This window comes from Actinomadura rugatobispora (assembly GCF_042656285.1).
Classification (GTDB): domain Bacteria; phylum Actinomycetota; class Actinomycetes; order Streptosporangiales; family Streptosporangiaceae; genus Spirillospora; species Spirillospora rugatobispora.
Window position 1 is genome coordinate 24,579 of record NZ_JBHSON010000004.1, and the last position, 23,925, is coordinate 48,503.

General features: G+C 70.5%; 23 protein-coding genes. 13 read left to right on the top strand and 10 right to left on the bottom strand.

Translation table 11 applies throughout. The annotated features are described in order from the left end of the window. Positions 1-193: 193 nt before the first annotated feature. Positions 194-967, bottom strand: a complete 774-nt coding sequence (locus ACFPZN_RS03345) for an IclR family transcriptional regulator domain-containing protein (protein WP_378279994.1) — start codon at positions 965-967, stop codon at positions 194-196. Between the two features lie 152 nt (positions 968-1,119). On the opposite strand from ACFPZN_RS03345, the gene ACFPZN_RS03350 reads away from it, so the two are divergent. From ACFPZN_RS03350 to ACFPZN_RS03390, 9 genes are all read left to right on the top strand, one after another. Further along, positions 1,120-1,632, top strand: a complete 513-nt coding sequence (locus ACFPZN_RS03350; protein WP_378279995.1) for a nuclear transport factor 2 family protein — start codon at positions 1,120-1,122, stop codon at positions 1,630-1,632. A 30-nt stretch (positions 1,633-1,662) separates the two neighbouring features. After that, positions 1,663-2,838: a serine hydrolase domain-containing protein gene (locus ACFPZN_RS03355; protein WP_378279997.1), complete on the top strand. Its 1,176-nt coding sequence runs from the start codon at positions 1,663-1,665 to the stop codon at positions 2,836-2,838. 114 nt (positions 2,839-2,952) lie between these two features. Then, on the top strand, positions 2,953-3,789 hold the full coding sequence (locus ACFPZN_RS03360; protein WP_378279998.1) for a cupin domain-containing protein: 837 nt from the start codon (positions 2,953-2,955) through the stop codon (positions 3,787-3,789). Continuing rightward, positions 3,786-4,760, top strand: coding sequence for a fumarylacetoacetate hydrolase family protein (locus ACFPZN_RS03365; RefSeq protein WP_378280000.1), 975 nt, complete (start codon positions 3,786-3,788; stop codon positions 4,758-4,760). Before ACFPZN_RS03360 ends, ACFPZN_RS03365 begins: the two co-directional genes overlap by 4 nt. Positions 4,761-4,775: 15 nt before the next feature. Then, a complete protein-coding gene (locus ACFPZN_RS03370; protein WP_378280002.1) occupies positions 4,776-5,612 on the top strand; it encodes a mycofactocin-coupled SDR family oxidoreductase in 837 nt (278 codons plus the stop codon). After that, on the top strand, positions 5,596-7,575 hold the full coding sequence (locus ACFPZN_RS03375; RefSeq protein WP_378280004.1) for an acetoacetate--CoA ligase: 1,980 nt from the start codon (positions 5,596-5,598) through the stop codon (positions 7,573-7,575). The genes ACFPZN_RS03370 and ACFPZN_RS03375 overlap by 17 nt, the downstream gene beginning before the upstream one ends. Before the next feature lie 19 nt (positions 7,576-7,594). Beyond that, a complete protein-coding gene (locus ACFPZN_RS03380) occupies positions 7,595-8,356 on the top strand; it encodes an SDR family NAD(P)-dependent oxidoreductase (RefSeq protein ID WP_378280006.1) in 762 nt (253 codons plus the stop codon). After that, positions 8,356-8,616, top strand: coding sequence for a hypothetical protein (locus tag ACFPZN_RS03385; protein WP_378280008.1), 261 nt, complete (start codon positions 8,356-8,358; stop codon positions 8,614-8,616). The genes ACFPZN_RS03380 and ACFPZN_RS03385 overlap by 1 nt, the downstream gene beginning before the upstream one ends. Positions 8,617-8,695: 79 nt before the next feature. Further along, positions 8,696-8,842: a hypothetical protein gene (locus tag ACFPZN_RS03390; protein ID WP_378280010.1), complete on the top strand. Its 147-nt coding sequence runs from the start codon at positions 8,696-8,698 to the stop codon at positions 8,840-8,842. Between the two features lie 15 nt (positions 8,843-8,857). Here the strand turns inward: ACFPZN_RS03390 and ACFPZN_RS03395 are convergent, their stop codons facing one another. The 4 genes from ACFPZN_RS03395 to ACFPZN_RS03410 are packed head-to-tail and all read right to left on the bottom strand — an operon-like array spanning position 8,858 to position 13,996. Then, on the bottom strand, positions 8,858-9,595 hold the full coding sequence (locus ACFPZN_RS03395) for an SDR family oxidoreductase (RefSeq protein ID WP_378280012.1): 738 nt from the start codon (positions 9,593-9,595) through the stop codon (positions 8,858-8,860). Next, on the bottom strand, positions 9,592-10,989 hold the full coding sequence (locus ACFPZN_RS03400) for an amidase (protein WP_378280014.1): 1,398 nt from the start codon (positions 10,987-10,989) through the stop codon (positions 9,592-9,594). Before ACFPZN_RS03400 ends, ACFPZN_RS03395 begins: the two co-directional genes overlap by 4 nt. After that, a complete protein-coding gene (locus ACFPZN_RS03405) occupies positions 10,986-12,260 on the bottom strand; it encodes an aspartate aminotransferase family protein (protein WP_378280016.1) in 1,275 nt (424 codons plus the stop codon). The genes ACFPZN_RS03400 and ACFPZN_RS03405 overlap by 4 nt, the downstream gene beginning before the upstream one ends. Positions 12,261-12,286: 26 nt before the next feature. Beyond that, positions 12,287-13,996, bottom strand: a complete 1,710-nt coding sequence (locus tag ACFPZN_RS03410; protein WP_378280018.1) for a thiamine pyrophosphate-binding protein — start codon at positions 13,994-13,996, stop codon at positions 12,287-12,289. Positions 13,997-14,161: 165 nt separating this feature from the next. Between ACFPZN_RS03410 and ACFPZN_RS03415 the strand changes: the two genes are divergently transcribed. From ACFPZN_RS03415 to ACFPZN_RS03430, 4 genes are all read left to right on the top strand, one after another. Next, the gene (locus tag ACFPZN_RS03415; protein WP_378280019.1) at positions 14,162-14,938 is read left to right on the top strand and encodes an IclR family transcriptional regulator; all 777 of its coding nucleotides are present in this window, start codon (positions 14,162-14,164) and stop codon (positions 14,936-14,938) included. 269 nt (positions 14,939-15,207) lie between these two features. Next, entirely contained in the window at positions 15,208-16,188 is a 981-nt protein-coding gene (locus ACFPZN_RS03420) for a tripartite tricarboxylate transporter substrate binding protein (protein ID WP_378280021.1), read from the top strand. 15 nt (positions 16,189-16,203) lie between these two features. Next, a complete protein-coding gene (locus ACFPZN_RS03425; protein ID WP_378280023.1) occupies positions 16,204-16,659 on the top strand; it encodes a tripartite tricarboxylate transporter TctB family protein in 456 nt (151 codons plus the stop codon). 12 nt (positions 16,660-16,671) lie between these two features. After that, entirely contained in the window at positions 16,672-18,225 is a 1,554-nt protein-coding gene (locus tag ACFPZN_RS03430; RefSeq protein WP_378280025.1) for a tripartite tricarboxylate transporter permease, read from the top strand. Between the two features lie 198 nt (positions 18,226-18,423). On the opposite strand, the gene ACFPZN_RS03435 is transcribed toward ACFPZN_RS03430, so the two are convergent. The 5 genes from ACFPZN_RS03435 to ACFPZN_RS03455 all read right to left on the bottom strand — a co-directional run bounded on the left by ACFPZN_RS03435 (position 18,424) and on the right by ACFPZN_RS03455 (position 23,780). Then, positions 18,424-19,725, bottom strand: a complete 1,302-nt coding sequence (locus tag ACFPZN_RS03435) for a cation:proton antiporter (protein ID WP_378280027.1) — start codon at positions 19,723-19,725, stop codon at positions 18,424-18,426. Between the two features lie 22 nt (positions 19,726-19,747). Continuing rightward, a complete protein-coding gene (locus ACFPZN_RS03440) occupies positions 19,748-19,891 on the bottom strand; it encodes a hypothetical protein (RefSeq protein WP_378280029.1) in 144 nt (47 codons plus the stop codon). 65 nt (positions 19,892-19,956) lie between these two features. Continuing rightward, on the bottom strand, positions 19,957-21,633 hold the full coding sequence (locus ACFPZN_RS03445) for an NAD(P)/FAD-dependent oxidoreductase (protein WP_378280031.1): 1,677 nt from the start codon (positions 21,631-21,633) through the stop codon (positions 19,957-19,959). A gap of 9 nt (positions 21,634-21,642) precedes the next feature. After that, complete coding sequence (locus ACFPZN_RS03450) at positions 21,643-22,005, bottom strand: hypothetical protein (RefSeq protein WP_378280033.1); 363 nt, start codon at positions 22,003-22,005, stop codon at positions 21,643-21,645. An 893-nt stretch (positions 22,006-22,898) separates the two neighbouring features. Further along, positions 22,899-23,780, bottom strand: coding sequence for a glycosyltransferase family 2 protein (locus tag ACFPZN_RS03455; protein WP_378280035.1), 882 nt, complete (start codon positions 23,778-23,780; stop codon positions 22,899-22,901). Positions 23,781-23,925: the final 145 nt, after the last annotated feature.

Below are 23,925 nucleotides of genomic sequence, written 5' to 3' on the forward strand. Positions count from 1 at the left end.
ACGCCCCTCCGTCGTGACCACGCGATCCGGGGTGGTGGCGGCGCTGGGAGCGGCGCTCCTGAGACGACGACCTCACCGGGCCGCCGGCCGACCACCGGCGTCACGCCCCGGGCGGACGACGTTCAACGATCCGAGTCTGTGTGACGCGGACTCGGCCTTCTCGGACCTGATCGGCCGAACTCGCCGACGGGCGTCAGTTGAGCACCGCCAGGTCCGACTCGATCTGGCGCGCCGTTCGCCGGAGCCTGGGGAGGAGTTCGCCGACGAGCACATCCACCGAGTAGGCAGCCGCCATGACGCCGATCGAGATGGCGGTGACGACGGCGCCGTCCCGGTCGTGCACCGGGATCGCGATGGTGAGCAGCCCTATCTCGAGTTCCTGGGCGCCGATCGCATAGCCCTGTTCGGCCACCTCGGTGAGCCGCTGCCGCAGTACCGACGTCTCCGTGATCGTGTACCGGGTGACCGGCACCAGTTCCGTGCGCTCGAGATAGTCCGAGAGCGCGTCGTCCGGGAGTGCGGCCAGCAGGACATGCCCGAGCGGGCTCTGGTAGGCCGGTATCCGTAGTCCTGCCCGGACGTTGATGCTGACCAGCCGCCGGGCCTGGACTCCGGTGATGTACACGACGTCGTCGCCGTCCAGGACGAACGCCATGGACGTCTCGTGGATCTCGCTCGTGAGCTGGGCGAGGTGCGGCTGGATCACGTCCGGGAAGGCCACGGCGCCCAGGTAGGCCTGCGACAGTTCGAGGACCTTGGGCCGGACGTAGAAGTTCGTCCCGTCCTGCCCGACGTAGCCGAGTTGGACGAGTGTGCCCAGGAGGCGCCGGGCGACGGCGCGGTCCACGCCGACCTCGCGGGCGACGTCCGAGATGGACAGCCGGGGGCGGTCCTCGCCGAAGCACCGCAGGACGGCGAGCCCGCGATCGAGGGACTGGACGTACGGGCCGTCACCCGTGCGAGGCATTCGTCTCCCTTTCCACCACTGGTCGAGGGCATCCCTGGTACCGCCACATCCTGCCCGATTCGCCGCCCCGATGGTTGACAGGCGCCGTGCCCGGGTGCCACGCTTTGTGCGCTTAGAGCATGAGTATGCGCTATACGCACAAGGAGTGTCGAGTGGGAGAGCCGACCGTCTCCCGGATCGCCGACCGGATCGCGATCCAGGACTGCCTCTATCGCTACGCGCGCGCCGTCGACCGGCTCGACTACGCGGGCATCGCCGGGAGCTACTTCGACGACGCCACCGACGCGCACGGCTCGTATGTGGGGCCCGCCGCGGGCCTGGTCGAGGACATCAGGCTGCGGCACCGGTCCATCGACGCCGCGCAGCACTTCGTGACGAACGTGCTCATCGACTTCGACGGGGACGACCGGGCCTTCGTGGAGTCCTACTGCCTGGCGTTCCTGCGGCAACGGCCCGTCGAGGGCGCGTCGTCGCAGGAGGAGGCGGTCACCAGGTGCCGCTACGTGGACCGCTTCGAGCGGCGTGACGGGCGATGGGCCATCGCCGACCGTGTCGTGGTGTTCGACGAGACGCTCTCGGTCGAGGTCGTGGACGCGCGCCGCCCCGACTGGGTGGCCTCACGGCGGGACAGGACCGACCCGGTCTATTGGTGGGGACGGGACTAGAGGTAAGGGCGAAGCAGAAGGGAGACCGTGATGGCCGTTCAGGGACACTGGGACGCTCGGTTCGCCGAACTCGCGACCATTCTGGAGAAGAACCTCGCCTCGGGCGAGGACGTCGGCGCCTCGGTCGCCGTCATGCTCGACGGCGAGCCGGTCGTCGACCTGTGGGGCGGCTGGGTCGACCAGGCTCACACCCGGCCGTGGGAGCGGGACACGATCACCAACGTCTGGTCGAACACCAAGACCGTCACGGCGCTGGCCGCGCTGATCCTCATCGATCGCGGCCGGCTCGACCTCCACGCCCCGGTGGCCGCTTACTGGCCGGAGTTCGCCGCCAACGGCAAGGAGGACATCGAGGTCCGGCACATCCTGTCCCACACCTCCGGAGTCGCGGGCTGGGACGTGCCGGTCACGATGGACGACATCTACGATCCGGTGACGTCGGTCGAGATGCTCGCCGCCCAGGCCCCGTGGTGGGAGCCCGGCACCGCCGGCGGCTACCACGCGCTGAGCATCGGGCATCTCGTCGGCGAACTCGTCCGGCGGGTGACGGGGCTCAGCCTGGGCCGATTCGTCGCGCAGGAGATCGCGGCGCCGTTGGGTGCCGACTTTCATATCGGACTGCCGGAGTCCGAGGATCCGCGGATCTCGCCGCTCATCCTTCCCCCGCCCGGCCCCGCCTTCGACGCCGAACTGGCCGGCGTCGACACCGACAGCGTGGGCTACAAGCTCACGGCCGCCGGCCTGGCCACCGACCCGGCGACGACGTGGGACGTGCGATGGCGCCGCTCGACGATCTGCGGCGCCGGCAACGGACATGGCAACGCGCGTTCCCTGGCGACCGTCCAGGCGGTCGTGTCACACGGTGGCGAGTTCGGCGGGGTCCGCCTGCTCTCGGAGGAGACCTGCGACCTGATCTTCCAGGAGCAGGCCAAAGGCACCGACCTCTATCTGGGCCTGCCGATCCGGTGGGGCGTGGGCTACGCCCTGTCCTATCCGGAGGCGTTCCCCTACCTGCCGGACGGCCGCATCTGCTTCTGGGCGGGCTGGGGCGGCTCGATGGTCATCAACGATCTCGACCGGCGCATGACCTTCGCCTACGTCATGAACCGGATGGAGCCGGGTGTCCTCGGTACCTACCAGGGCATCGTCGGCGGCGTCCGGAGCGAAGAACTGATCCGAGCCACCTACGCGGCGTTGGACGCGTAGCCGAGCCGCCCTCATTGCACCTGGCCGACGACGAGGCGCGGGCCGTTTCGGGGACGACGCCCGACATCGTCGCGGCATCGAATGCCTCCCGACGCCGGGAGAAAGGCGAGATCCATGAGCTCATCGACGACATGGAAGTCCGGCTGGGACGCGGAGGACCCGCTGGACATCACGACGGGACTGGTCGGCAGGGACGACGGCACATGGGAGCAGGGCCCGGTGCCGGGGATGCTCCACCGCGATCTCGGTCTGGCCGCGGCCACCGGTGGCCTGCTCAAGGCCCGGCACACGCGTTGCTCCGCCGAGGCCGACGGCAGGACCGACTGGCAGTTCCACGACCTGGACTTCCAGTGGTTCTTCGTGCTGAACGGCGAGATCGGGGTCCGTACCGAGGACGGCCGAAACCTGACGCTGGGCCGGGGCGCCTCGGCCTACCAGCCGCCGTTCTGGCGCCATCAGATCACCTCGGTCTCCGGCGACTACGAGGCCGTCGAGGTCACGGGCCCCGCAGAGCACGCGACGGTCACCGGCAGAGACGCGGTCAAACCGGGGCGCGCCGCGGAGTTCGCGCACCTGAAAGGTGTCTACACCTTTGACCACCCGGACGAGTACGTCCGCGGCGACGGCCCCCGCGCCTGGTCGCTGTACCGCGATCTCGGCACCCGGACGCCCACGGACGGCCGCGTGCACATCCACATCATCAAGCTGGACACCGAGCGGCCGTCCCCGCCCGGGGGCACCGGCGCGCACCACCATTCGATGGCGCAGTGGTTCCTGCCGATCCGCGGCTGGATCGACATCGCGGCGGAGAGCCGGCCGGACCGGCGGTTGCACGCCGGCGACTTCATGATGCTCCAGCGGGGCGCGGTCCACGACGCGTTCGACGCCTCGCCCGACTACATGACGCTGGAGTTCTGCGTCCCGGCCGAGTACACGACGGTGGCGCGGTGATCCTCGCGACCCTGCGCGGCGGAGGAGCCGACGGGACGCTGGTGGTGGTGAGCCGAGACCGCCGCCGACTGGTCGTCCCGCCGAGGGGCCCGCGGACGATGCAGCAGGCACTGGACGAATGGCCGTCGTGGGAGAGGGCGCTCGAAGACACCTATGGCGAACTCGACGACCAGCGGTACGGCCTCCCCGCGGATCGCGCGGTGTTCGACGCGCCGCTCCCGCGCGCCTACCACTGGGCGGAGGGCAGCTGCTACCTGCGGCACATGGAGCGCATCAGGGGCGGACGCGGCGAAGCCCTACCGGACGACCACCGCGATCAGCCGATCGTCTATCAGAGCGGCAGCGCGACCAACATGGCGCCACGGGACGACATCGCGCTGCCCGATCCGGGGTGGGAGCTCGACCTCGAAGCGACGGTGGTGGTGATCAGCGGCGGTGTCCCCGTCGGCGCGGACGAGCACGAGGCCGCGGCCCGGATCCGGCTCGTGGGCCTGACCAACGACCTGACCTACCGGAAACTGCTGGTGGCCGAACGGCGGCGGGGGACCGGCGTCTACGGGTCCAAGCCGGGCCGCGCCTACGCGCCGTTCGTGGTCTCGCCGTCGGCCCTCGGCGCCGCGTGGAACGGTACGAATCTGTCCGCCACCACGCGATGCGAGGTCAACGGGGCCCTGCTCGGCGCCCCGCGCACCGACAGGGACATCGCGTTCGAGTTCCCGCGGATCCTGGCCCACCTGGTGCGGAGCAGGCCCCTGGTGCCCGGGTCGATCGTCGGCACCGGGACGGTCTCCAACGCCGACCCGGCGGCCGGCTACGCCTGCATCGCCGAGAAGCGCGCCGTCGAGCTCGCGAGGGACGGCGCACCCGCGACGCCGTTCCTGGACGCCGGCGACACGGTGACCATCGAGGCCGTGGGCGACGACGGGACGTCGCTTTTCGGCCGCATCCGACAGACCGTCGTCGCCACATGAAGGAGAGCTGAGTTCATGTCCGGATTCAAGGGAAGGGTCGCCTTCATCACCGGTGCCGCCCACGGGCAGGGCCGCGAGCACGCGGTTCAGTTCGCCCGCGCGGGCGCGGACGTCGTGGTCGTCGACGTCCCGGACAGGATCGAATCGGTGCCCTACCCGCTGGGCACGGCCGAGGAGCTGCGCGAGACCGCGGCCCTGGTCGAGCGCGAAGGCGGGCGCGCCCTCGCGATCGAGGCCGACGTACGCGGCGGGGACGGCATGCGGCGGGCCGTGGACCAGGCCGTGGAGCGCTTCGGCGCGGTCGACATCGTGGTGGCGAACGCGGGCATCGTCACCTACCGCCCTCTGGCCGACATGGACGACCGGATGTGGCAGGACACCATCGACGTCAACCTCACGGGCGTGGCCAACACCCTGCGCGCCGTGCTGCCGCACATGATCGACCGGCGTTACGGGCGCATCGTGGTGACGTCGTCGCAGGCCGGGCGCCGCGGCGTCCCGAACCTGGCGCACTACTCGGCGTCGAAATGGGGACTGATCGGGCTGGTGAAGACGGTCGCGCTGGAGACGGCGCCGATGCTGGGGATCACGTGCAACGCCGTGCTCCCCGGAGCCGTCGACACCCCGATGATGCACCACGACGAGGTGTACGCCGTCTTCGCGCCCGACGTCCCGGCACCGTCGCTGACCGATCTGGAGGAGCGGCTGGAACAGATGAACCCGATGCCGGTCACCTGGATCGAGCCGCGGGACGTCTCCCACGCCGTGCTGTACCTCGCCGGCGAGGAAGCGCGCTACATCTCCGGTACGACGATCGACGTCGCGGCGGCCTTCAATGCGAACGGCTCCTGACCCGGTGGGGCGGGTGCTGTGGCGGCCGACGCCGGAGTCGGCGGCCCGGACCCGCCTCCACCGCTTCGCCGCGTGGGTCTCCGAGCGCCGCGGGCTCGACTTCGGCGATCCCGCCGGCTACGACGCCGTATGGCGCTGGTCGGTCGACCACCTCGAGCAGTTCTGGTCGGACCTGGCCGTCTGGACGGGGGTGCTGCCGGATCCTCCCGGCGCCGCTCTCGCGAACCCGGAGATGCCGGGCGCCGTGTGGTTCCCAGAGGCTCACGTCAACTTCGCCGAGCAGGCACTGAGGAACCGGAGCGACGTTCATCCCGCCTTGATCGTGGTGGACGAGGATCTGGAGACCGCGGAGGTGTCGTGGGCGTCGCTGAGCGTCCAGGTCGGAGCGTTCGCCGACACGCTGCGCCGCCTGGGCGTGCGCCGAGGCGACCGGGTGGCCGGCTACCTCCCCAACAGTGCCGAGGCGGTGGTGGCCTTCCTCGGCGCCGCCTCGATCGGCGCGGTGTGGACGGTCTGCGCTCCCGATTTCGGCGCGCGGGCCGTTCTCGACCGGTTCTCCCAGGTCGAACCGGTCGTCCTCGTGACCGCCGACGGCTACCGGTTCAACGGCAAGGCCTACGACCGGAACGCACAGGTCGCGGAGATCCGCGCGGCGCTGCCCACGTTGCGGGCCACCATCGTCGTTCCGGTCCTGCGGCCCCACGACGACCGTGGCGGCACGATCTCCTGGCAGGAGGCCGTACGGCACGAGCAGGAACCCCGGTACGAATCCCTGCCCTTCGACCATCCGCTGTGGATCGTGTACTCGTCGGGGACGACGGGCCCGCCCAAGGGCATCCTGCACGGTCACGGCGGAATCGTCCTCGAACAGCACAAGCAGTCCGCTCTCCACAACGACGTCGGGCCCGGTGACCGCTTCTACTGGTACGCGTCGACGGCGTGGATCATGTGGAACATCGCCACGTCGGCGTTGCTGTCCGGGGCGACCGTCGTCGTCCACAACGGCGGCCCGTCCCATCCGGTGCTCGACGTGCAGTTCGCGATCGCCGAGAAGACCGGCATCACCTACCTCGGCACGAGCGCCGGATACCTCAGCGCCTGTGAGAAGGCGGGACTGCGGCCGGGTGACCGCTTCGACCTGCGGGCGCTGCGCAGCATCGGCTCGACGGGATCTCCGCTCCCCGCGTCGACGTACGCGTGGGTCTACGACTCGGTCAAGCCGGACGTGTTCCTCAGCTCGTGCTCCGGAGGCACCGACGTCGCCAGTGGTTTCGTCGGCGGTACCCGGCTCCTGCCGGTGACGGCCGGAGAACTGCAGCGTCCGATGCTCGGCGTCGCCGTCGAGGCGTGGGACGACAGCGGACGGCCCGTCGTGAACGAGGTGGGCGAACTCGTCGTGACCAGGCCGATGCCCTCCATGCCGCTGGGATTCTGGCGCGACGACGGTGAACGCCATCGAACGGCGTACTTCGAGCCTTGGCCGGGCGTGTGGCGGCATGGGGACCGGCTCGAGATCACCGACCGGGGCACCTGCCGGATCATGGGCCGCTCCGACTCGACACTGAACCGGGCGGGCGTGCGGATGGGCACCGCCGAGATCTACTCGGCGGTCGACGCGGTCCCGGAGATCGCCGACGCCCTCGTGCTGGGAGTCGAGCATGGGGACGGCACGTACTACATGCCGCTGTTCGTCACGACGTCCCCTGGCATCGACCTGGACGACCGCCTGGTGGCCACTGTCCGCGAGGCCATCCGTACCCGGGCGAGCCCCCGCCACGTCCCGGATGAAGTGATCGCGGTACCCGCCATCCCGCGCACGCGGACCGGAAAGCGCGTCGAAGTGCCCCTCAAACGGCTGTTCCAAGGGGTAGCGCCGGAGAAGGCGTTGGACGCCGCCTCGCTCGCCGACCCGGACTCACTCGGCGTGTTCGTCGATCTCGCGAGAAAGCACCTGAAACGCTAGGGAGGACGTGGTGACGGACATGCGGCTCGCCGGCAAGGTCTGCATCGTGACGGGAGCCGGCGGCGGTATCGGCGCGGCGACCGCCGCATTGTTCGCCGGGCACGGGGCCCGCGGTGTCGTCTGCGCGGATCTGTCGGCCGACGCGGCCGAAGCCGCGGCCGAAGCCATCGTCGCCGAAGGCGGGGACGCGTCGCCGTTCGTGCTCGACGTGTCCGACGAGGCCGCTGCTCAGGCTTTGATCGACCACACGGTGGCGATCTACGGACGGGTGGACGTCCTGCACAACAACGCGGCCATGGCGATCTCCGGCGCGGTTCACGAGACCAGCCGAGCGGACTGGGACCGGGTGATGGAGGTGAACGTCACGGGCACGTTTCTCGTTTCGCGTGCGGCCCTGCCCGTCATGGTGGACCAGAATTCGGGGGCGATCGTCAACACCTGCTCCAACCACGCCACCGTGGCCTCGCCCCGGCTGGCCTCGTACCACGCCTCCAAAGGCGCGATCCGCGCACTGACGCGGCAGATGGCGCTCGACTACGCGCCGCACATCCGAGTGAATTCCCTATCTCCCGGACTGGTCGACACCCCGGCCGCTCGCGGCATCAGGGACGGAACGGACGCCGCCTGGGCGCGCAAACAGGAGTCGAACCGCTACTTCCGACGAGCCGCGGAACCCCTGGAGATCGCCTACGGGGTGCTGTTCCTGGCCTCGGACGAGGCCGCGTTCCTGACGGGCCACGACCTGGTCATGAGCGGCGGCCAGGGGGAGGTGGCGTTCTGATGGCGGTGCCGGGCGCTGTCCGGCCGCCTCGCCCAATCCAGCTTGGTGGTGCTGCTGACCGAAGCCCCTACCCGCTCAAGGGTGCCCGGGAATGGCTGAGAACGCTGACCGGGAACGGCTCGATCAGCATTCCCCAGGACCTGCCCCCGGCGCTGGATTTCGCGGCCCCGCTGGACCCGAGGTACGTCGGTCAGTGGCCGCCGGTGACGAACGTCGGGTTGAAGATGATCGTCATCGTCACCGGCGGACTGGCCGCCTGAAGGAACTCAACCACCACTGGCTCGCCATGGCCATCGCCAGCGGCGTCCAGCGCTTCTCCAGCATCAGATCGAACACGCCGTGGACCTGGCCGCGGGCCGGACCTACCAGGTCAGGGTCGACGGCCTGACGTCCTACCTGGACGGAGCAGGAGTCGACCCCGACCACAACACCGCGACCTTCACGGCACCCGACTGGCCGGGGGCTTGCACGGCGTTGAGACTCTGAGGTTCAGCAAGCCGGTCAAGGTCGTGAGTCTCGCGTGGGGAACGGCAGGATGGTGATTTCGCTGAGGCAGACGCCAGGCGGCTGTTCCAGTGCGAACCGCACGGCGTTCGCGACGTCGGCGGGGTCGAGCAGGGCGGGATAGCTGTCGTAGTAGGCGGCGGCTTTGGCCTGGTCGCCGCGCCAGCGCGTGGCGGCGAAGTCCGTGCGGGTCATGCCCGGGAGCACTTCGGTCACGCGTACCCCGATCTCGGAGCATTCTTCGCGAAGCGCCGCGGTGAAGCCGTGCACCGCGAACTTGCTGGCGCTGTAGGCGGCCAGCCCCGCCGCGGCGCGCACGCCGTTGACCGATCCGACGTTGACCACGTCCGCCGGATCGGCCTCGGCCAGGGCGGGCAGCATCGCGTGGGTGAGGCGGAGCAGTCCGGCTGCGTTGGTGTGCAGCACCGACAGCGCGTCATCGATCTCTGACCGGTGGAACGGGGTCCGGCCGCCGAGGTCGTGACCGGCGCAGTTCACCAGCGCGTTCAGCTCCGGCCCGTTCCGGATGGAGCGGGCGAGGCGGTCGACCGACTCCGCGTCGGTGACGTCCACGGCGGCGGGGACGCAGGCGGGTCCGAGTCGTTCCGCGAGTTCGGCCAGCGCGTCCAGGCGGCGGGCCGCGACCGTGACCCGCCAGCCGGAGCGCAGCAGGGTCTGCGCGACGGCGGCGCCGATGCCGCTGGACGCGCCCACCACCAGGGCGTGCCTGCTCATTGGTCACCCGGCAGCGGGGCGTGCGGCGTCCAGGGCTGGGCCTCCTCGAAGCGTGCCGCGGCCGCGATCACCTGGTCGTCGCGATGGTGGTCGGCGACGATCTGCAGCCCTACGGGCAGCCCCGCGCCGTCGAGGCCGCAGGGGACGCTGGCCGCCGGATGCCCGGTGAGGTTGAACGGGTAGGTGAAGGGCAGGCGGTCGAACAGCGGGGTGTCCGGTTCCGGCTCCGCGGGCCAGGCGGCGAGCGGCATCGTCGGGGTGAGGAGCAGGTCGTAGGTGTCGAACAGCTGCCGGACGCGGTCGTAGAGCTCGGCACGGCGGGCGAGGAGCCGCCGATACTCCAGGGCGCCGCGCGTGTGCCCGTCCCGGACGTACTCCAGCAGGCTCGGCTCGACCCATTCGGGACGCTCCTCGGCCTTCTCCGCGAAGCGGGCGACGAAGTGGATCCCCCAGGTGGGTTCGATGATCTCCCGCGCGAGTTCTCCCCAGGCGATCGGCACCTCTTCGACGGACGCTCCGAGCTCCTCGAACCGCCGGGCGGCCAGCGCGGTGATCTCGGCGACCTCCGGGTCGACGGTCGCGTGACCGAGGTCAGGGCTCCAGGCGACGCGCAGGCCGCGCACGGATCCTTGGCACGCCACGGTGAAGTCGGGCGGCACGCGGTCGATCGACAGCGGGTCCCGCCGGTCGGGTCCCGCGAGCGCGTTGAGCATGAGGGCGGCGTCGGTGACGGTGGTGGTGAGCGGCCCGGCGGTGGCCAGCGTGGCGTACCAGTCGTTGCTCGGCCACTTGGGGATCAGCCCGTTGGACGGCTTGACCCCCACCACCCCGGAGAGTGCGGCGGGGATCCGCACCGAGCCCGCGCCGTCCCCGCCCTGCGCCAGGGATCCCAGCCCGGCGGAGACCGCGGCGGCCGCGCCGCCCGAGGAGCCGCCCGGGGTCCGGGTCGGGTCCCAGGGGTTCCTGGCGGGCGGACCCAGCAGGTTGTCGGTCATGTCCTTGTAGCCGGCGTTCGGGGTGTTCGTCTTGCCCAGCAGGGGCGAGCCGGTGGCGCGCAGCCGCGCGGCCACCAGCGAGTCGTGGTCCGGGACGTGGTCCTTCGTCCACAGTGAGCCGCCGGTGGTGCGGATCCCGGCGGTGGGCTCCAGGTCCTTGAGCGAGTGCGGGACGCCGTCGAGCGGGCCGAGGCGCTCTCCCCGCACGGCGCGTGCCTCGGCCGCCTTCGCGTCCTGCCGGGCTCGTTCGGGCGTGACCGTGATGAACGCGTTGAAGTGCGGGTTCAGTGCGTCGACGCGCTGGAGAAGGGCCTCGGTGAGCTCGACCGGGGAGAGCTTCCCGGACTCGATGAGCGCCCCGGACTCATGCGCGGACAGCCGCCACAGATCGGTGCTCATCGGGCGTCCTCCGTGAGTTCTGCGAGCGCGCCGCGGAACGCCTTGAGCGTGGCCGCGACGTCGTCGTGGGTGTGGGCCGCCGAGAGATACCAGTTGCCGCGTGCGCTGGCCCAGACGCCCCGTCTTGCCAGCCCTTCCACGAGCCGCTGGTAGCCCCGCATGTCCGGCGGTACTTTCTCCTCCCAGGGCTCACCGGGGTCACGGTCGACCAGGGCGAGGTAGAACGCCGCCGGGAAGCCGCGGACGCGCACCCGGATCCCGGCCTCCTCGGCGCTGTCCGCGAGGCCCGACATCAGGTGCGAGCCGACGTCGTCGATGTGCCGGTGGACCTTGCCGTCGGCGAGGGCGTCCACGGTGGCCACGACGGCGGCCATGCTCGCGGTCGATCCGTTGTAGGTCCCGCGGTGATTGACCGTCCCGTCCTCGACCTTGCCGAGGGCCGCGCGGTGACCCGCCACCGCCGCCACCGGCCAGCCCGAGGCGATGCCCTTGGCGTAGGAGGCGAGGTCCGGGGTGACGCCGAACAGCTCGGCCGCCCCGCCGGGCGCCAGGCGGGCACCGGTGACGATCTCGTCGAAGATGAGCTGCGCGCCGCACGCCTCGGTGAGGCGGCGGCACGTCTGGAGGTATCCGGGGGCCGGAAGGGTGCCGCGATGGTTGAACATCACCGGCTCCATGATCACGGCGGCGATGTGCGCGCCGCGGCGGTCCAGGAGCGCCTTCAGGGCGTCTGCATCGTTCCAAGGCAGGAGGTGCGTCCACGGATCCACGCCGGACGGCCAGCGCGTCGCCGCCTGATCGCCGCCGGGCGCGGGAACGTCGTCCACCAGCCAGCCGTGGTAGTGGCCCTCGAACCGGACGATCTCCTGGCGGCCCGTGTACGCCCGCGCCACGCGCAGGGCCAGTTCGGCGGCCTCGCTGCCGGTCGTGGTGAACCGGAGCATCTCTGCCCAGCCGAGCAGTGAGCGCAGCTTCTCGGCGGCCAGCACCTCCAGCGGATGCTGCGACCCGAGGCTCATGCCGGACGCCGCCGCCGTGTTCGCCGCTTCCAGGACGGCCGGTGGCGCGTGCCCCAGCAGGTTGGGCCCGCGCCCGAGGACGTAGTCGATGTAGCGGCGGCCCGCCATGTCCCACAGATGCGCCCCGCTGCCACGCTCGAAGAACGCCCCGGCGTGGGCGAGACGGGCGTTGGAATGCACCCCGCCCGGCGCCACGTCCAGGGCACGCGGACGTAGATCGGCGCCGCCCTCGTCGGTTCGGTTGTCGGTCATCGGCTTGCTCCCTAGCGTGGCGTGTTTCAGTAGGCGGTGACGGCCTGCCGGCCCCCGGGCTTGATCACCGGGGACTCGGTCTTGGACGAGATCACTTCGAGCACGACCGGACCGTCGGCCTGGCCGGCGGCGGCCTTCGTCGCGGCCTCCGTGAACTGGTCCGGCGTCGTGCAGCGATGCGCGAGAGTGCCCATCGCCACGGCCGCCGCCGCGAAGTCCACGTCGGTGAAGTCCTGGGAGATCGGTTCGGTGTCCGGGTAGCGGTGCGCGGCCGAGTGCCGCGTCCACCCGAGCACCGAGTTGTTCAGCACCGTCGCCACCACCGGAAGCCGCAGCCGGGCGAGCGTTTCGAGCTCCGACTGGGAGTAGGCCCACCCGCCGTCACCGGCGACGCAGTACACCCGCGCGTCTTCGCCCGCGTCCCTGAGCGCCAGCGCGCTGCCGATCGCCGCAGGCAGGCCCCAGCCGAGACCGGCGAGCCCGCGCGGGGCCAGGAAGGTGCGGCCGGACCTGCGGGTGCGCCAGTACGCGGCGCCCCATCCGGAGGACAGGCTGGCATCGGTGACGAGGACGTCGTCCTGGCCCATGACCGCGTCCAGGGCCCGCATCACCGCCTGCGGCTTCACCGCGCCGTCCTCGTCCAGGCCGTCGTCCTCCGCGCCGCGCCACCACTGCTCGGACAGCCGCCGGACGCGCTCCAGGTCCCAGCCGCCGCGCCCCCTTTCCGGGAGGGCGTCGGCGAGGGCCCGCGCGCCGAGTTTGGCGTCGCATTCCAGCCCCAGGCTCTGCGGGAAGTTCCGGCCGATCTCCGTCGCGTCCAGGTCCAGGTGGACGATCGGCGTGCCGGGCGGCGGCAGCGTCCAGTTCAGGGTGGCGCCCTGGGCCGCCTTGGTGCCGACGAACACCACGCAGTCGGCCTCGGCCAGCAGGTCATTGACCAGCGGCACCCCGAACGACCCCGCGGGCCCGACGGCCAGCGGATGGTGTTCGGAGAGGACGCCCTTGCCGTTCAGGGTCGTCGCGACGGGCGCGCCCAGACGTTCGGCCAGCCGCTGGACCTCGTCGCAGGCCCCGGCGCCCAGCGCACCGCCGCCGGCGAGCAGCAGCGGCTTGCGACTGTTGCGCAGCAGTTCCACGGCGGCGTCCACGGAGGCGGGGTCCGGGCTCGTACGCGACTGCGGGTACGCGGCGCTGAGCCGGGCGACGGGCAGGGGGCCGGGCGCCTGAGCCGAGAAGACGTCGTCGGGTATCTCCAGGACGACCGGGCCCGGCCGTCCCGAGGTGGCGATCCGCAGTGCCGTGGCCAGCACGCCGTCCAGGTTCTCGGGAAGCTCGACCCGGCCGTAGTACTTCACGCACGGTTCGAGGAACGAGCGCTGCTCGAAGCCCTGCGAGGCGGACCCGAACCGGCGGCGGGTCTCCCAGTGCCGGGGGATGTCGGCGATGATCGCCAGCACCGGGATGGAACTGGTGTAGGCCTCCAGCAGGCCGGACACCAGGTTGCTCGCGCCCGGCCCCACGGTCGCGTCGCAGACGCCGACCCTGCCCGACATCCGCGCGTAGGCGTCGGCCGCGAAGGCGGCGCTCCGCTCGTCGCGCATCAGGGTGTGCGTGATCGCCCCGTCCTGTCCCGCGATCCCGTGGTAGAGCGGGGTCGTCTGGCCTCCGGGGACGCCGAACACGCGCCGGACACCGGCGGCGACGAGTAGCGCGCCGAGGCGCTCACCAACATGCACGAACCGCTCCCGTTAAATCGTTCACATGACGGTTACTCTAACCTCATCGCGAACAGTACGATGAGAGTAGTGTAAGCGTCAACACATCATGAACACGTTGTCCACGATGCGGCGACCGAAGGGTGCGCGGCGCGTGGCCGAAGACGGAAAGGGTGCTCCGCTTCGATGGATCCAGCGAAGATCGGCACGATCAAGGTTCTGGACAAGGCCGCCACGATCCTGGACGTCTTGAGGGAACGCGAGCGGGTGACCCCGGCCGACCTGGTCGAGTCCATCGGCGAGAGCCGGACGACCGTGGTGCGGATCTGCGAGACGCTCGTCCGCCATGGGCTGCTGGAACGCGAGGACACCTCGCGCGTCAGCTACCGCCTGGGCCTGGGCCTGGTGGAACTGGGCGTGCTGACCAGGCGGCGGCTCAGCATTCGCGGCGTCGCCCATCCCATCCTCACCGAGCTGTCGGAGAAGACGGGCGACTCGACCAACCTCGTGGTGAAACAGGACGACGCGGCCGTCTGCCTCATCCGGGTCGTCGGCTCCTACCCGGTCGTCAGCCAGGCTCTTGACGAAGGCGGCCGGCTTCCCTACGACCGGGGCGGATCGAGCCTCGCGCTGCTCGCCTTCGGCGGCAAGGAACTGCAGGAATCCGTGCTCGCGCGCCTGGCGGCCTACCAGCGCCCGGCGCTCCGGGACCGGATCGAGGAGATCCGTGAGCTGGGCTATTGCGTCAGCCGGGGCGAGTTCCTGCCGGAGACGGGCGCGGTCGGCGCCCCCGTCTTCGACGCTCACGGGGACGAGGCGGTCGCCGGCGTCAGCGTCAGCGGCGTGGTCGGCCGCCTCAGCGATTCCCGCCTGCCGGAGCTGGCGGACGCGGTGATGGCCGCGGGCGAGGCCATCAGCCGCGGACTGGCTTACACCGGCCCCTATCCTCCCCCGCGGAACTGAACACCGCGCTCACCCGAGCGCGCCCCACGACACGACTCGTTCAGGTCTGATCGAGCCCTTCACCGGCACGTCCCAAGGCCGTCGCCTGCACGTTCGAGGTTCCTCGACACCTGCGGGCCGGCCGGGCGGGCCGCGCCGATCTCCACGTCTCCAGGCCATTGACAGCCTCGCGTGGGCCGCCTCATAGTATCCCGTACACATTGAGGTCAACATCACCACAATGTGAACACTCGCGGGCCGATGGCCCGACGCGGACCACGGGAGACGTGATGATGAAACGCAGCCTGCCGGCCGCCGCGCTCTGCACGGTGTTCCTCTCCGCCGCCTGCGGCCTCGCGGGCGCCGGGCCCTCCGGGTCGGACGGGGCGGACTACCCTGCCAAGGAGGTGCGGATCCTCATTCCGTTCGCGGCGGGCGGTACGACGGACCTGCTGGTCAGAACGGTCGCCAAGGGCCTGGAACCGCGGCTGGGCAAGGCGGTGGTCGTCCAGAACAAGCCGGGCGCGGGCGGCGGCAACGCCTACAACGAGGTGCTGCGCGCCAAGCCCGACGGGTACACGCTCTGCGACCTGAGCCTGCCGTTCGCGGTCATCAGTTCCACCAGGCAGAACGTCGGCTTCACGATGGACAGGTTCCAGCCCATCGGTCAGACCTACCGCGGAGCCGGCGTCCTGGTCGTCCCGAACGACTCGAAGTACCGGGGCGCGAAGGAGTTCTTCGACGCGGCGCGGGACAGACCCGGCGACGTCGAGGTGGCGACGGCCGGAGCGACCGTGTCCGGGCACATCGAGATGGAACGCCTGCAGCGCGAGTACAAGGTGCCGATCAAACCGGTGCCGTTCGAGGGCGTGGCGCCCGCCCTGACCGCCCTGCTCGGCAAGAACGTGGACGCCGCGATCGTCGACGCCAGCAAGGACATCCTGAGCCGCGTCAGCGCGGGAGAGATGCGCGCGCTGGCGATCACGTCCCCCGAACGGGCTCCCTACCTGCCCGACGTCCCCACGCTCAAAGAACTGGGGTTCACCACCCTCACGCTCAGCGTCAGCATGAACGGCCTCGCCGGTCCCAAGGGCATGCCCGACGCCGTGACACGCAAGCTCGAGACGGCCTTGCGGGAGACCCTCCAGGACCCCAAGGTCGTCGCGACGATCGGGGAGAACTACATTCCCAAGCAGTTCGTCGGTCCCGATGCTTATGCGAAGACGATAAGTGACCTCCAGCAGACCTACCGCCAGATTTTCAAGCGCTGACCCCCGGAGTCCGGCATGGAACACCCCCTGAAGATCATTGGCCGTCGGGCCGCCGCCGTGGCGTCCCTGTCCGCGGGCTGCCTCGGCATGGCCGGCTCGCTGGCCCTGGACGCCGGGACGCCGAGCGACCCGGGGGCCGGCATGTGGCCCCTCATCGTGAGCTGCCTGACCGTGCTCGGATCACTGGCGCTCCTGCTGCGCCGCGACTTCAGCGACCACGAACCGTTCACCGGCGGGGCCGGAGCCGTCTGGTCGGCCGTCGCCGGCATGATCGGCTACGCCTTGCTGTTCCCGCACACCGGGTTCACACTCCCCGCGTTCCTGCTGCTGACGTTCTGGATCCGGGTGCTCGGCAAGGAGCCGTGGCTGCTCACGGTCGCCGTGTCAGCGGCCGCCTCGACCGCGTTCTTCTGCCTGTTCGCGCTGGTGCTGAAGGTTCCACTGCCCCGCGACATCATCTGGGGAATCTGAGGGAGACGGCATATGGGCCTGCTCGACGGCCTCGCGGTCGCGCTCCAACCGGCGAACCTGCTGTTCGTCTTCATCGGAGTGTTCGCGGGCATGGTCATCGGAGTGCTACCGGGTCTCGGACCGGTGGCGACGATGTCCCTGTTGCTCCCGCTGACCTTCTCCATGGGCCCCGAGTCAGCGATCATCATGCTGGCCGGGATCTACTACGGCTCCATGTACGGCGGGACGATCACGTCCGTACTGCTGCGGCTACCGGGTGAGTCCGCGTCGATCGTCACCACCTTCGACGGCTACCAGATGGCGCGGCAGGGCCGCGCCGGCCCGGCGCTCGGCATCGCGGCGGTCGGCTCGTTCCTCGGCGGCACGGTCGCGGTGATCGGCCTGACCCTGGTGTCGGGCCTGCTCGCGCGGGCCGCGCTGGCCATCGGGCCACCGGAGTACGCGGCGCTGACCGTCCTGGGAATGGCGATGGTCGCGTTCCTGGGGACGAAATCGTTCGCCAAGAGCCTGGTCATGGTCGGAATCGGCCTGCTGATCGCCACCGTGGGCCAGGATCCCATCACCGGCCAGGCGCGCCTGACCTTCGGCTTCGGCGAACTGCTCAACGGCATGGACATGGTCGCCGTGGCCATGGGCCTGTTCGGCATCGGCGAGATGCTCTACAACCTGGAGCACCAGACCACCACGCCGGGCTCGCTGCCTCCGGTCTCCCGGGTCTGGCCGTCACGGCGCGACTGGCGGCAGGCCCGCGGGTCGGTGCTGCGCGGCGGCGTGATCGGCTTCCTGATCGGCATCGTCCCCGGCGGCGGAGGCGTCATCTCCTCGCTGGTCTCCTACGCGGTCGAGAAACGCCGGGCGAAACAACCGGAGCGGTTCGGCAAGGGGGCCATCGAGGGCGTGGCCGGGCCGGAGACGGCGAACAACGCCTCGTCCACCGCGGCCTTCATCCCGCTCCTCACGCTGGGCCTCCCGTCCAACGTCGTGATGGCGGTGATCTTCGGCGCGCTGCTGATCCAGGACATCACCCCCGGACCCCAGCTCATCAACGAGCACCCCGAGGTCTTCTGGGGCGTGATCGCGTCCATGTACGTCGGCAACCTCATGCTGCTGGTGCTCAACGTCCCGCTCGTCGGAATGTTCATCCGGCTGCTCAGGCTGCGCTTCACCCTGCTCGCCCCGCTGACCGTCACCGTGATCCTGCTCGGCGTCTACACGATCAACAGCAGCACCTTCGACGTGTGGGTGGCCCTCGGCTGCGGGATCATCGGCTACCTGATGCGCAAGACCGGCTTCGACCCGGCCCCGCTGGTCCTCGCCCTGGCCCTCGGCGCCATTCTGGAACGCTCCTTCCGCCAGTCCCTGCTCATCTCCAACGGCGACCTCGGCATCTTCGCCACCCGCCCGGTCTCCGCCGTCATCCTCGTCCTCACCCTTGCCCTGCTGCTCAGTCCCCTGATCGGCAACATCCGGCGTTCCAGGAAGCGCCCCGACCCGGCGGAGCCGACAGACGCCTCCGAACCGGCCCCCGATCACCAGGAGAAAACGGTCCGCAGCATGAACGATTGAGACTGCCCCGTTCCGGTGGCGATCGTCGTCGACTCCCAGACCGCCCGGGCGGCGGCGACGGTCACCACCAGGGGATACGAGGGCACGAAGGACATGGCCGGCAGGAAGCTTGCCGGAGCATTCCGAAGCTCACATCTCATGGGCCGCGAGGACGTTGAGGCACCCCGCCGGCCACCCGCAGCCCGCCAGGCCGCCCCGTCATGGCGCGGCGGGTTCAGGGATCTGGGGGAGCAAGTGGCCGCGGGCCACGGCGCGGTCCAGCAGGGCGCCGGCCAGCAGGGAGGTGGCCACGGCGGTCAGGATGAGGGCGGTGAACAGCTGCTGGCTGACGATCCCGGCGTCGTAGGCGAGGGTGGCCATGACGATGCCGGGGCCACCGCGGGCGTTCATCGCGGCAGCAAGGTTACCGGCGTCCACCGGGCCGTGGCCGGTCAGCCGGGCCCCGGCGTAGACGCTGGAGATCTTCACCAAGCAGGCGAACAGCAGGAACGCCAGGGTGAAGCCGGGCGCCAGGCCATGCACCAGGTCCAGCTTGAGGCCGACGATCGCGAAGTAGATCGGGATGAAGAACGCCGAGGCGAACGTCCGGGTCGTGGCCAGCGCCGCCGACTCGCCATCGCGGGAGCCGACCAGGAGCCCGACGACGAACGCCGCGAACATCGGTGCCACGCCCAGCAGCAGGGCCAGCGCAGTGACCGCCAGGGTGAGCGCCACCTGGGCGGTGACGCGGTCGTCGGTGCGCCCGACGGTCAGGCGGTGTGGGCGATCGCGTGCCTGCAGCCTGCCGGCGGCCAGTGCCAGGGCGAAGAAGAGGAGCGAGGCGAGCGCGTGGTAGCCCGCGACCGTGGCGGTGGATTGGCCGTGCAGCAGGGCGGTCATCCCGAAGCCGCCGCCCTGGTCCTCGTTCACCAGACCCAGGGCCACGGCGAGGAGGATGTTGAGGACGATGTCCTCCAGCACCGCCACCGACAGCACCGTGCGGGCGAACCAGGTCTGCATGATCCCCAGGTCGAGCATGATGCGGGAGATGACGGGGATGCTGGTGACCGCCAGCGCCGCGGTCAGCACCAGTACCAGGGCGGTGTGGTCGCGGGCGGGTCCGGCCAGGGCGGACAGGTCCACGAACCGGACCGCCAGCAGCCCGGCCGCCAGCGGCAGCGCCATCCCGACCACGGCGATCACCGTCACCGCGGCGGTGTCGCGGCGGGAGAACACGCTGCGCATCTCCGCGCCCGCCACGAACATCAGCAGCAGCATCCCGAGCTGGTAGACCAGCCCGAGGCCGGAGGCGACCGGGCCGTCGGCGGGGAACAGCCAGCGCTGCGCTTCCGGGGCGAGCAGGCCGAACAGCGTCGGCCCCAGCAGCAGCCCGCCGAGGATCTCCCCGACGACCGGCGGCTGCCGGAACCGCGCGAACAACCTGCCCAGCAGGCGGGCGGCGACCAGCAGCAGGACCATCGTCGCCAGCAGCCGGAACAGGTCGGCGTCGGACAGGCTCATCGCACGCTCCTGGTCCTGAGGGTCACCAAGCCCCCACTACCAGCAGGGTGCCGTTGGCCGGCACGACGGCCACGCCGATGACCGGGACGGTCAGGCCCAGGTAGGCGACGACGAAGTAGCTCGACACCAGCTCCGAGGCACCGCGACCGGATGACCCGGTCGGCAAGGTTCGGCTCCGTCGGCTGCTCGAGAAAAGGAAACGGGCCGCCTTCACAGAAGGCGGCCCGTGGATCACTCACCCAGAAAGTCCTTGATCTCCCGGCGGACGGCGTTCTCGTGGCCGGTGATCTGGCTGTCCAGCGGCAGCAAGATGCCCTCGGCGAACAGCCTCCCGATCTCCGGAGGAGCCTCCTTCCGGGTCCAGAGCACCGTCTGTGCGAGCTTCGCCGGGGTGATGTCGAACCACCGGTGGGCGCGGTCGGCCAGGCCGAACGGTGGCGGGATGAAGTCGGCCTCCCGCAGCAGGGCGAAGATCTGGTCCGCACCCTCGGCCGCCGTACGCAGCCCCTCCTGGACCTCCGCGGCGACCGTGTTCGCCTGCTGCGTCATCGTGCGCAGCGGAGCGTGGTCGGGCAGCAGCCCGCTCGGGCCGACCGCCGCCAGGTGGGCCAGGGCCTCGGAGTCCTGGTCGCGCAGGTACTTGGCATAGGCTCGCGAGACCTCCATCGTGGACAGGACCTGGTTGCTCTCCCAGACGCGGAACCAGGCGTCCCAGAGGTCCCAGTGCCCGAACGAGGTGTAGGCCCCGGCGACCAGCTCGTCGTTGACGTCGAGCAGTCCCTGTTCCAGGTCCTCGACGGGCTTGAAGCGGCCGGCCTCGAAGTGATCGTCGCGGCATGCCTCGATGACGCGCCACAGCAGCTCGTTCAGCACCACCATCGTGTTCTGCAGACCGCGCGAGAACAGCGCGTCGATGAACCCGGCCGCGTGCGCGGTCAGGCACCAGCGGTCGCCCACGGTGCGGTTGGAGGAGTACTGCAGCCGCCCGGTGGACACCCATGGCCGGATGGCCTTCGCCTCATGGAACTGCTCGCGCACCGAAGGGTGCTCGGCCAGGAACCGGTCGAACTCCGCTTGGGGGTCGTCCCCCTTGGGGTGCATGCGCGGGTCGTAGCTGATGCCCACGCTGCACAGGTCGCTGGTGGACCCGGCGTGGTTGTCGAACGGGATGACCCACATCCAGCCGCCGGGGAACACATGGTGCAGCGTCCCCTCGCTCCACGGGCTGGGGTTGCCGTAGGCGTCGGCGCGGTCGAGGGTCTTCTCGAACGGGACGACGCCCGTCATGTGCGTGAAGATCGAACGCGAATGGGTGCGCAGCCGCGTCGGCGTCTCGCGCAACCCCTCCTGCACCGCCAGCGGCGACCGGAACCCGCTGGCGTCGATCAGGAAGCGGCCGCTGATCTCCACGCCGTCCTCGGCGAGCAGCGTGACGGCGTCGTCGGCGATGCGGATGTCGCCGACCCGGGTGTTCTCCTGCAGCCGCGCGCCGTACCGCTGCGCGACGCGCACCATCCAGTGGTCGACGTCGGCCCGGAAGAAATGGCTCTCGGTATGCGCGATCTTCGAGATGGGAAACTGGTGGACCTGCCCGGGGTCGACCTCTTTCCCGGCCTCGTGGTACACGAAGCCGAAATTGCGTTTCACCCCGCAGTTGGTGCTGATGTGCTCCTGGACGCCCTCGAACGAGGAAAGGTGCGCCAGTTCGGGAACGCCATAGCGTTCGGCGAGCAGCCGTTCCATCGTGGAGGTGACCGGAATGGTCGACTCGCCGACCGCGAAGCGCGGGTGGCTGCCCGCGTCGACCATCAGGACGTCCAGTCCGGACCGGGCGAGGCAGGCCGCCGCGACGGAGCCCGCGATGCCCGAACCGAGGATGACGACGTCGTGATCCGTAGCGTTGGCCATGGAAACGGCCTAGAGCCGAGTCTGCTGGTGGTAGGCCATGTACAGCTCGCCGTCCTGGACGGTGTAGACGCTGGAGATGGCGGCCTTGAAGCCTTCCTGACCCTTGCGGCGCTGCCACATCGAGTAGACGATGACGCCGCTGTCGGGGGTCAGGAGGACGACCTTGGGGTCGAACAGCTCGTACTCCACGATCGGCGGCGCCCCGGTCACCTCGCTGACGACGGTGTCCCGGTCCATGATCCCATGCGGCGCGGGCACGGCCATGAGCGCGTCCTTCAACAAACGGTCGCGGTAAAACGCCGCACCGTCGTCGGAGGAGAGAATCTTCCATTGCTCCAGTTCGACCTCGAGGATTTGCTCTTCGAGACTCATCGCGCCTCCAGCCGTCGGTGGGAGCTGACTGAATGAGGCTAGATCAGCCGCCGCCGGTTTCCAGAGGGCCGACGTTTGCCGGAGCGAAATCCAGCCGTCTCGCCAGCGGGACACCAGAGGGATCTCAGCGGCCACCGAGCGCGGTCGCCCCGAAGCGTTGGATGTCCCTGCTCAGCCGCAGGTCGGCCAGCGCGCCGCGGGACGAAACCCTCACTCGCTACACCGGGAGGCGCAACGCGGCGCCAGGGGATGTTTCCGGCCGGGGGCGTCGAAGGCTGAGGACACCTGCATCAGCCAGCCGGCCCCGCTGTCGAGGTCCCCTCGCCCTGGCCGGTCGCCGCGCCTGGTAGGCGGTCAGGGCGGAGCGGATCGCGATCGCCTCCGCCAGCGCCCGCCACACTTGATCGCCAGTGCTGTCAGCACCGGCAGGCCGACCGAGAACACGCACCAAGGTGGGTGGAGAGAGCTGGGGCACGGCCGGTCGTGCCCTGGCGTCGGCGGCCCCAGCCACTGCGTGATCACCACTGCGGTCTTCTCGGCGAGGTAGACGAGCCCCAGGACGCACCCGACGGTCACGATCCGCGGACCGGCGCGAAGCGCAGGGTGATCACTGCCAGCTCGGTCATAGCCCCTGCTGGACTTCCGCCACACGGGGCTTCACGGGGCTCCACACCATCCGGCCGATCGGTCAGGACTGACGCGGCGGGTTGACGCGGGTGAGGTTGACGCCCGGTGCGCTGCCGGTCGCTTGCATCCCTCAGGCCGGCGGTCGGCCTACGGCTCGTCGCTGCGCCGGACGACGAAGATGCGCAGGGCCGACAGGTAGCTCACGAGGTAGCGCAGCCACCACAGGTGACGCACGGTGGTCCCGCGCATCCAGCGGAGTTGCTGCTTCAGGTAGTGGTCCAGCCGTTCGGGGACCAGCGTGAACGCGATCGAACTCGGCCGGCGAACCGCTCGTGCTCGTACACACCCGCGGCGCGCCGCACCACCTCGCCCCGGTAGAACGCCAGCGTCCCGGAGTTGGTGGTCACCCGCCGCAGCACCGACTGGGCGCTGCGCATGCCGCGCGTGAACGGCAGATACAGCACGCACGTCATGCGGGTCAGCAGGTTCGCCCTTCGGTTGAGGACGAGGACGTGCCCGCCCACCGACTGCACGCGCGGGTCCGCGAACGACAGGAGCCCCTCCCGGACGACGTGCCGGTCGAGGACGGAGTCGCTGTCGAGGGTGACGAAGACGTCGGCGTCGTCGCCGGCGAGGGCGTGCATCTGCGCGAACCGCTTGCCGCGGTTCGCGGTGAGCTCCCATGTGGTGTCGATCCCGAGCGCGGACGCGGCGGCCTCGAAGTCGCGGCGCACGTCGTCGTAGGTGACGGGCTCGCCGTCGGTGTCCGCGGACCCGTCGTTGACGACCCGTACGCGGTCCACCCGCCGGCTCTGCTCCAGCACCGAGCGCAGGCAGGCGCGCAGCGCGGCCGGGTCCTCGTTGTAGACGGGCACCTGGACGGTCACGGTCAGCTTGTCGAGGGCCGCGCGCCGTTCGCCGGACGCACGGAACGGGCGCTCCAGCCAGGAGACCGGAAGCCACCGCAGCGTCAGGAACGACACGGTCCAGGCCACGCAGGTCGCCCCGAACGGCGTCCGGAAGGTGGTGACGATCGCGACGAGGTGGGTCATGGCCCAGGCGGCGAATCCGGCCAGCGGGAGCGCGGCCAGCACGATCCGGGTCCGCGGCGCGTACCGCCCGGCCGGTGCCCAAAACTCAGTGCTCAAGCGGCCCGCGTCCGCGCCGGAACCCGACGCCGCGCGCTTGTCGTCATCGATCCTCACCGCCGCGGGCGCCCTCACCTGGCCCGCCACGAACCTGCCCGATAGGCGGCGGCCCGGCCTGGCCGAGTACGAGTCGTTGGTCGGCACC

What these genes read in the sequence shown, in the direction of transcription:
- ACFPZN_RS03345 (WP_378279994.1), bottom strand. Translation starts at nt 967, where the DNA reads ATGCCTCGCACGGGTGACGGCCCGTACGTCCAGTCCCTCGATCGCGGG.
- ACFPZN_RS03355 (WP_378279997.1), top strand. Translation starts at nt 1,663, where the DNA reads ATGGCCGTTCAGGGACACTGGGACGCTCGGTTCGCCGAACTCGCGACC.
- ACFPZN_RS03360 (WP_378279998.1), top strand. Translation starts at nt 2,953, where the DNA reads ATGAGCTCATCGACGACATGGAAGTCCGGCTGGGACGCGGAGGACCCG.
- ACFPZN_RS03370 (WP_378280002.1), top strand. Translation starts at nt 4,776, where the DNA reads ATGTCCGGATTCAAGGGAAGGGTCGCCTTCATCACCGGTGCCGCCCAC.
- ACFPZN_RS03375 (WP_378280004.1), top strand. Translation starts at nt 5,596, where the DNA reads ATGCGAACGGCTCCTGACCCGGTGGGGCGGGTGCTGTGGCGGCCGACG.
- ACFPZN_RS03380 (WP_378280006.1), top strand. Translation starts at nt 7,595, where the DNA reads ATGCGGCTCGCCGGCAAGGTCTGCATCGTGACGGGAGCCGGCGGCGGT.
- ACFPZN_RS03385 (WP_378280008.1), top strand. Translation starts at nt 8,356, where the DNA reads ATGGCGGTGCCGGGCGCTGTCCGGCCGCCTCGCCCAATCCAGCTTGGT.
- ACFPZN_RS03395 (WP_378280012.1), bottom strand. Translation starts at nt 9,595, where the DNA reads ATGAGCAGGCACGCCCTGGTGGTGGGCGCGTCCAGCGGCATCGGCGCC.
- ACFPZN_RS03400 (WP_378280014.1), bottom strand. Translation starts at nt 10,989, where the DNA reads ATGAGCACCGATCTGTGGCGGCTGTCCGCGCATGAGTCCGGGGCGCTC.
- ACFPZN_RS03405 (WP_378280016.1), bottom strand. Translation starts at nt 12,260, where the DNA reads ATGACCGACAACCGAACCGACGAGGGCGGCGCCGATCTACGTCCGCGT.
- ACFPZN_RS03415 (WP_378280019.1), top strand. Translation starts at nt 14,162, where the DNA reads ATGGATCCAGCGAAGATCGGCACGATCAAGGTTCTGGACAAGGCCGCC.
- ACFPZN_RS03420 (WP_378280021.1), top strand. Translation starts at nt 15,208, where the DNA reads ATGATGAAACGCAGCCTGCCGGCCGCCGCGCTCTGCACGGTGTTCCTC.
- ACFPZN_RS03425 (WP_378280023.1), top strand. Translation starts at nt 16,204, where the DNA reads ATGGAACACCCCCTGAAGATCATTGGCCGTCGGGCCGCCGCCGTGGCG.
- ACFPZN_RS03430 (WP_378280025.1), top strand. Translation starts at nt 16,672, where the DNA reads ATGGGCCTGCTCGACGGCCTCGCGGTCGCGCTCCAACCGGCGAACCTG.
- ACFPZN_RS03435 (WP_378280027.1), bottom strand. Translation starts at nt 19,725, where the DNA reads ATGAGCCTGTCCGACGCCGACCTGTTCCGGCTGCTGGCGACGATGGTC.
- ACFPZN_RS03445 (WP_378280031.1), bottom strand. Translation starts at nt 21,633, where the DNA reads ATGGCCAACGCTACGGATCACGACGTCGTCATCCTCGGTTCGGGCATC.
- ACFPZN_RS03450 (WP_378280033.1), bottom strand. Translation starts at nt 22,005, where the DNA reads ATGAGTCTCGAAGAGCAAATCCTCGAGGTCGAACTGGAGCAATGGAAG.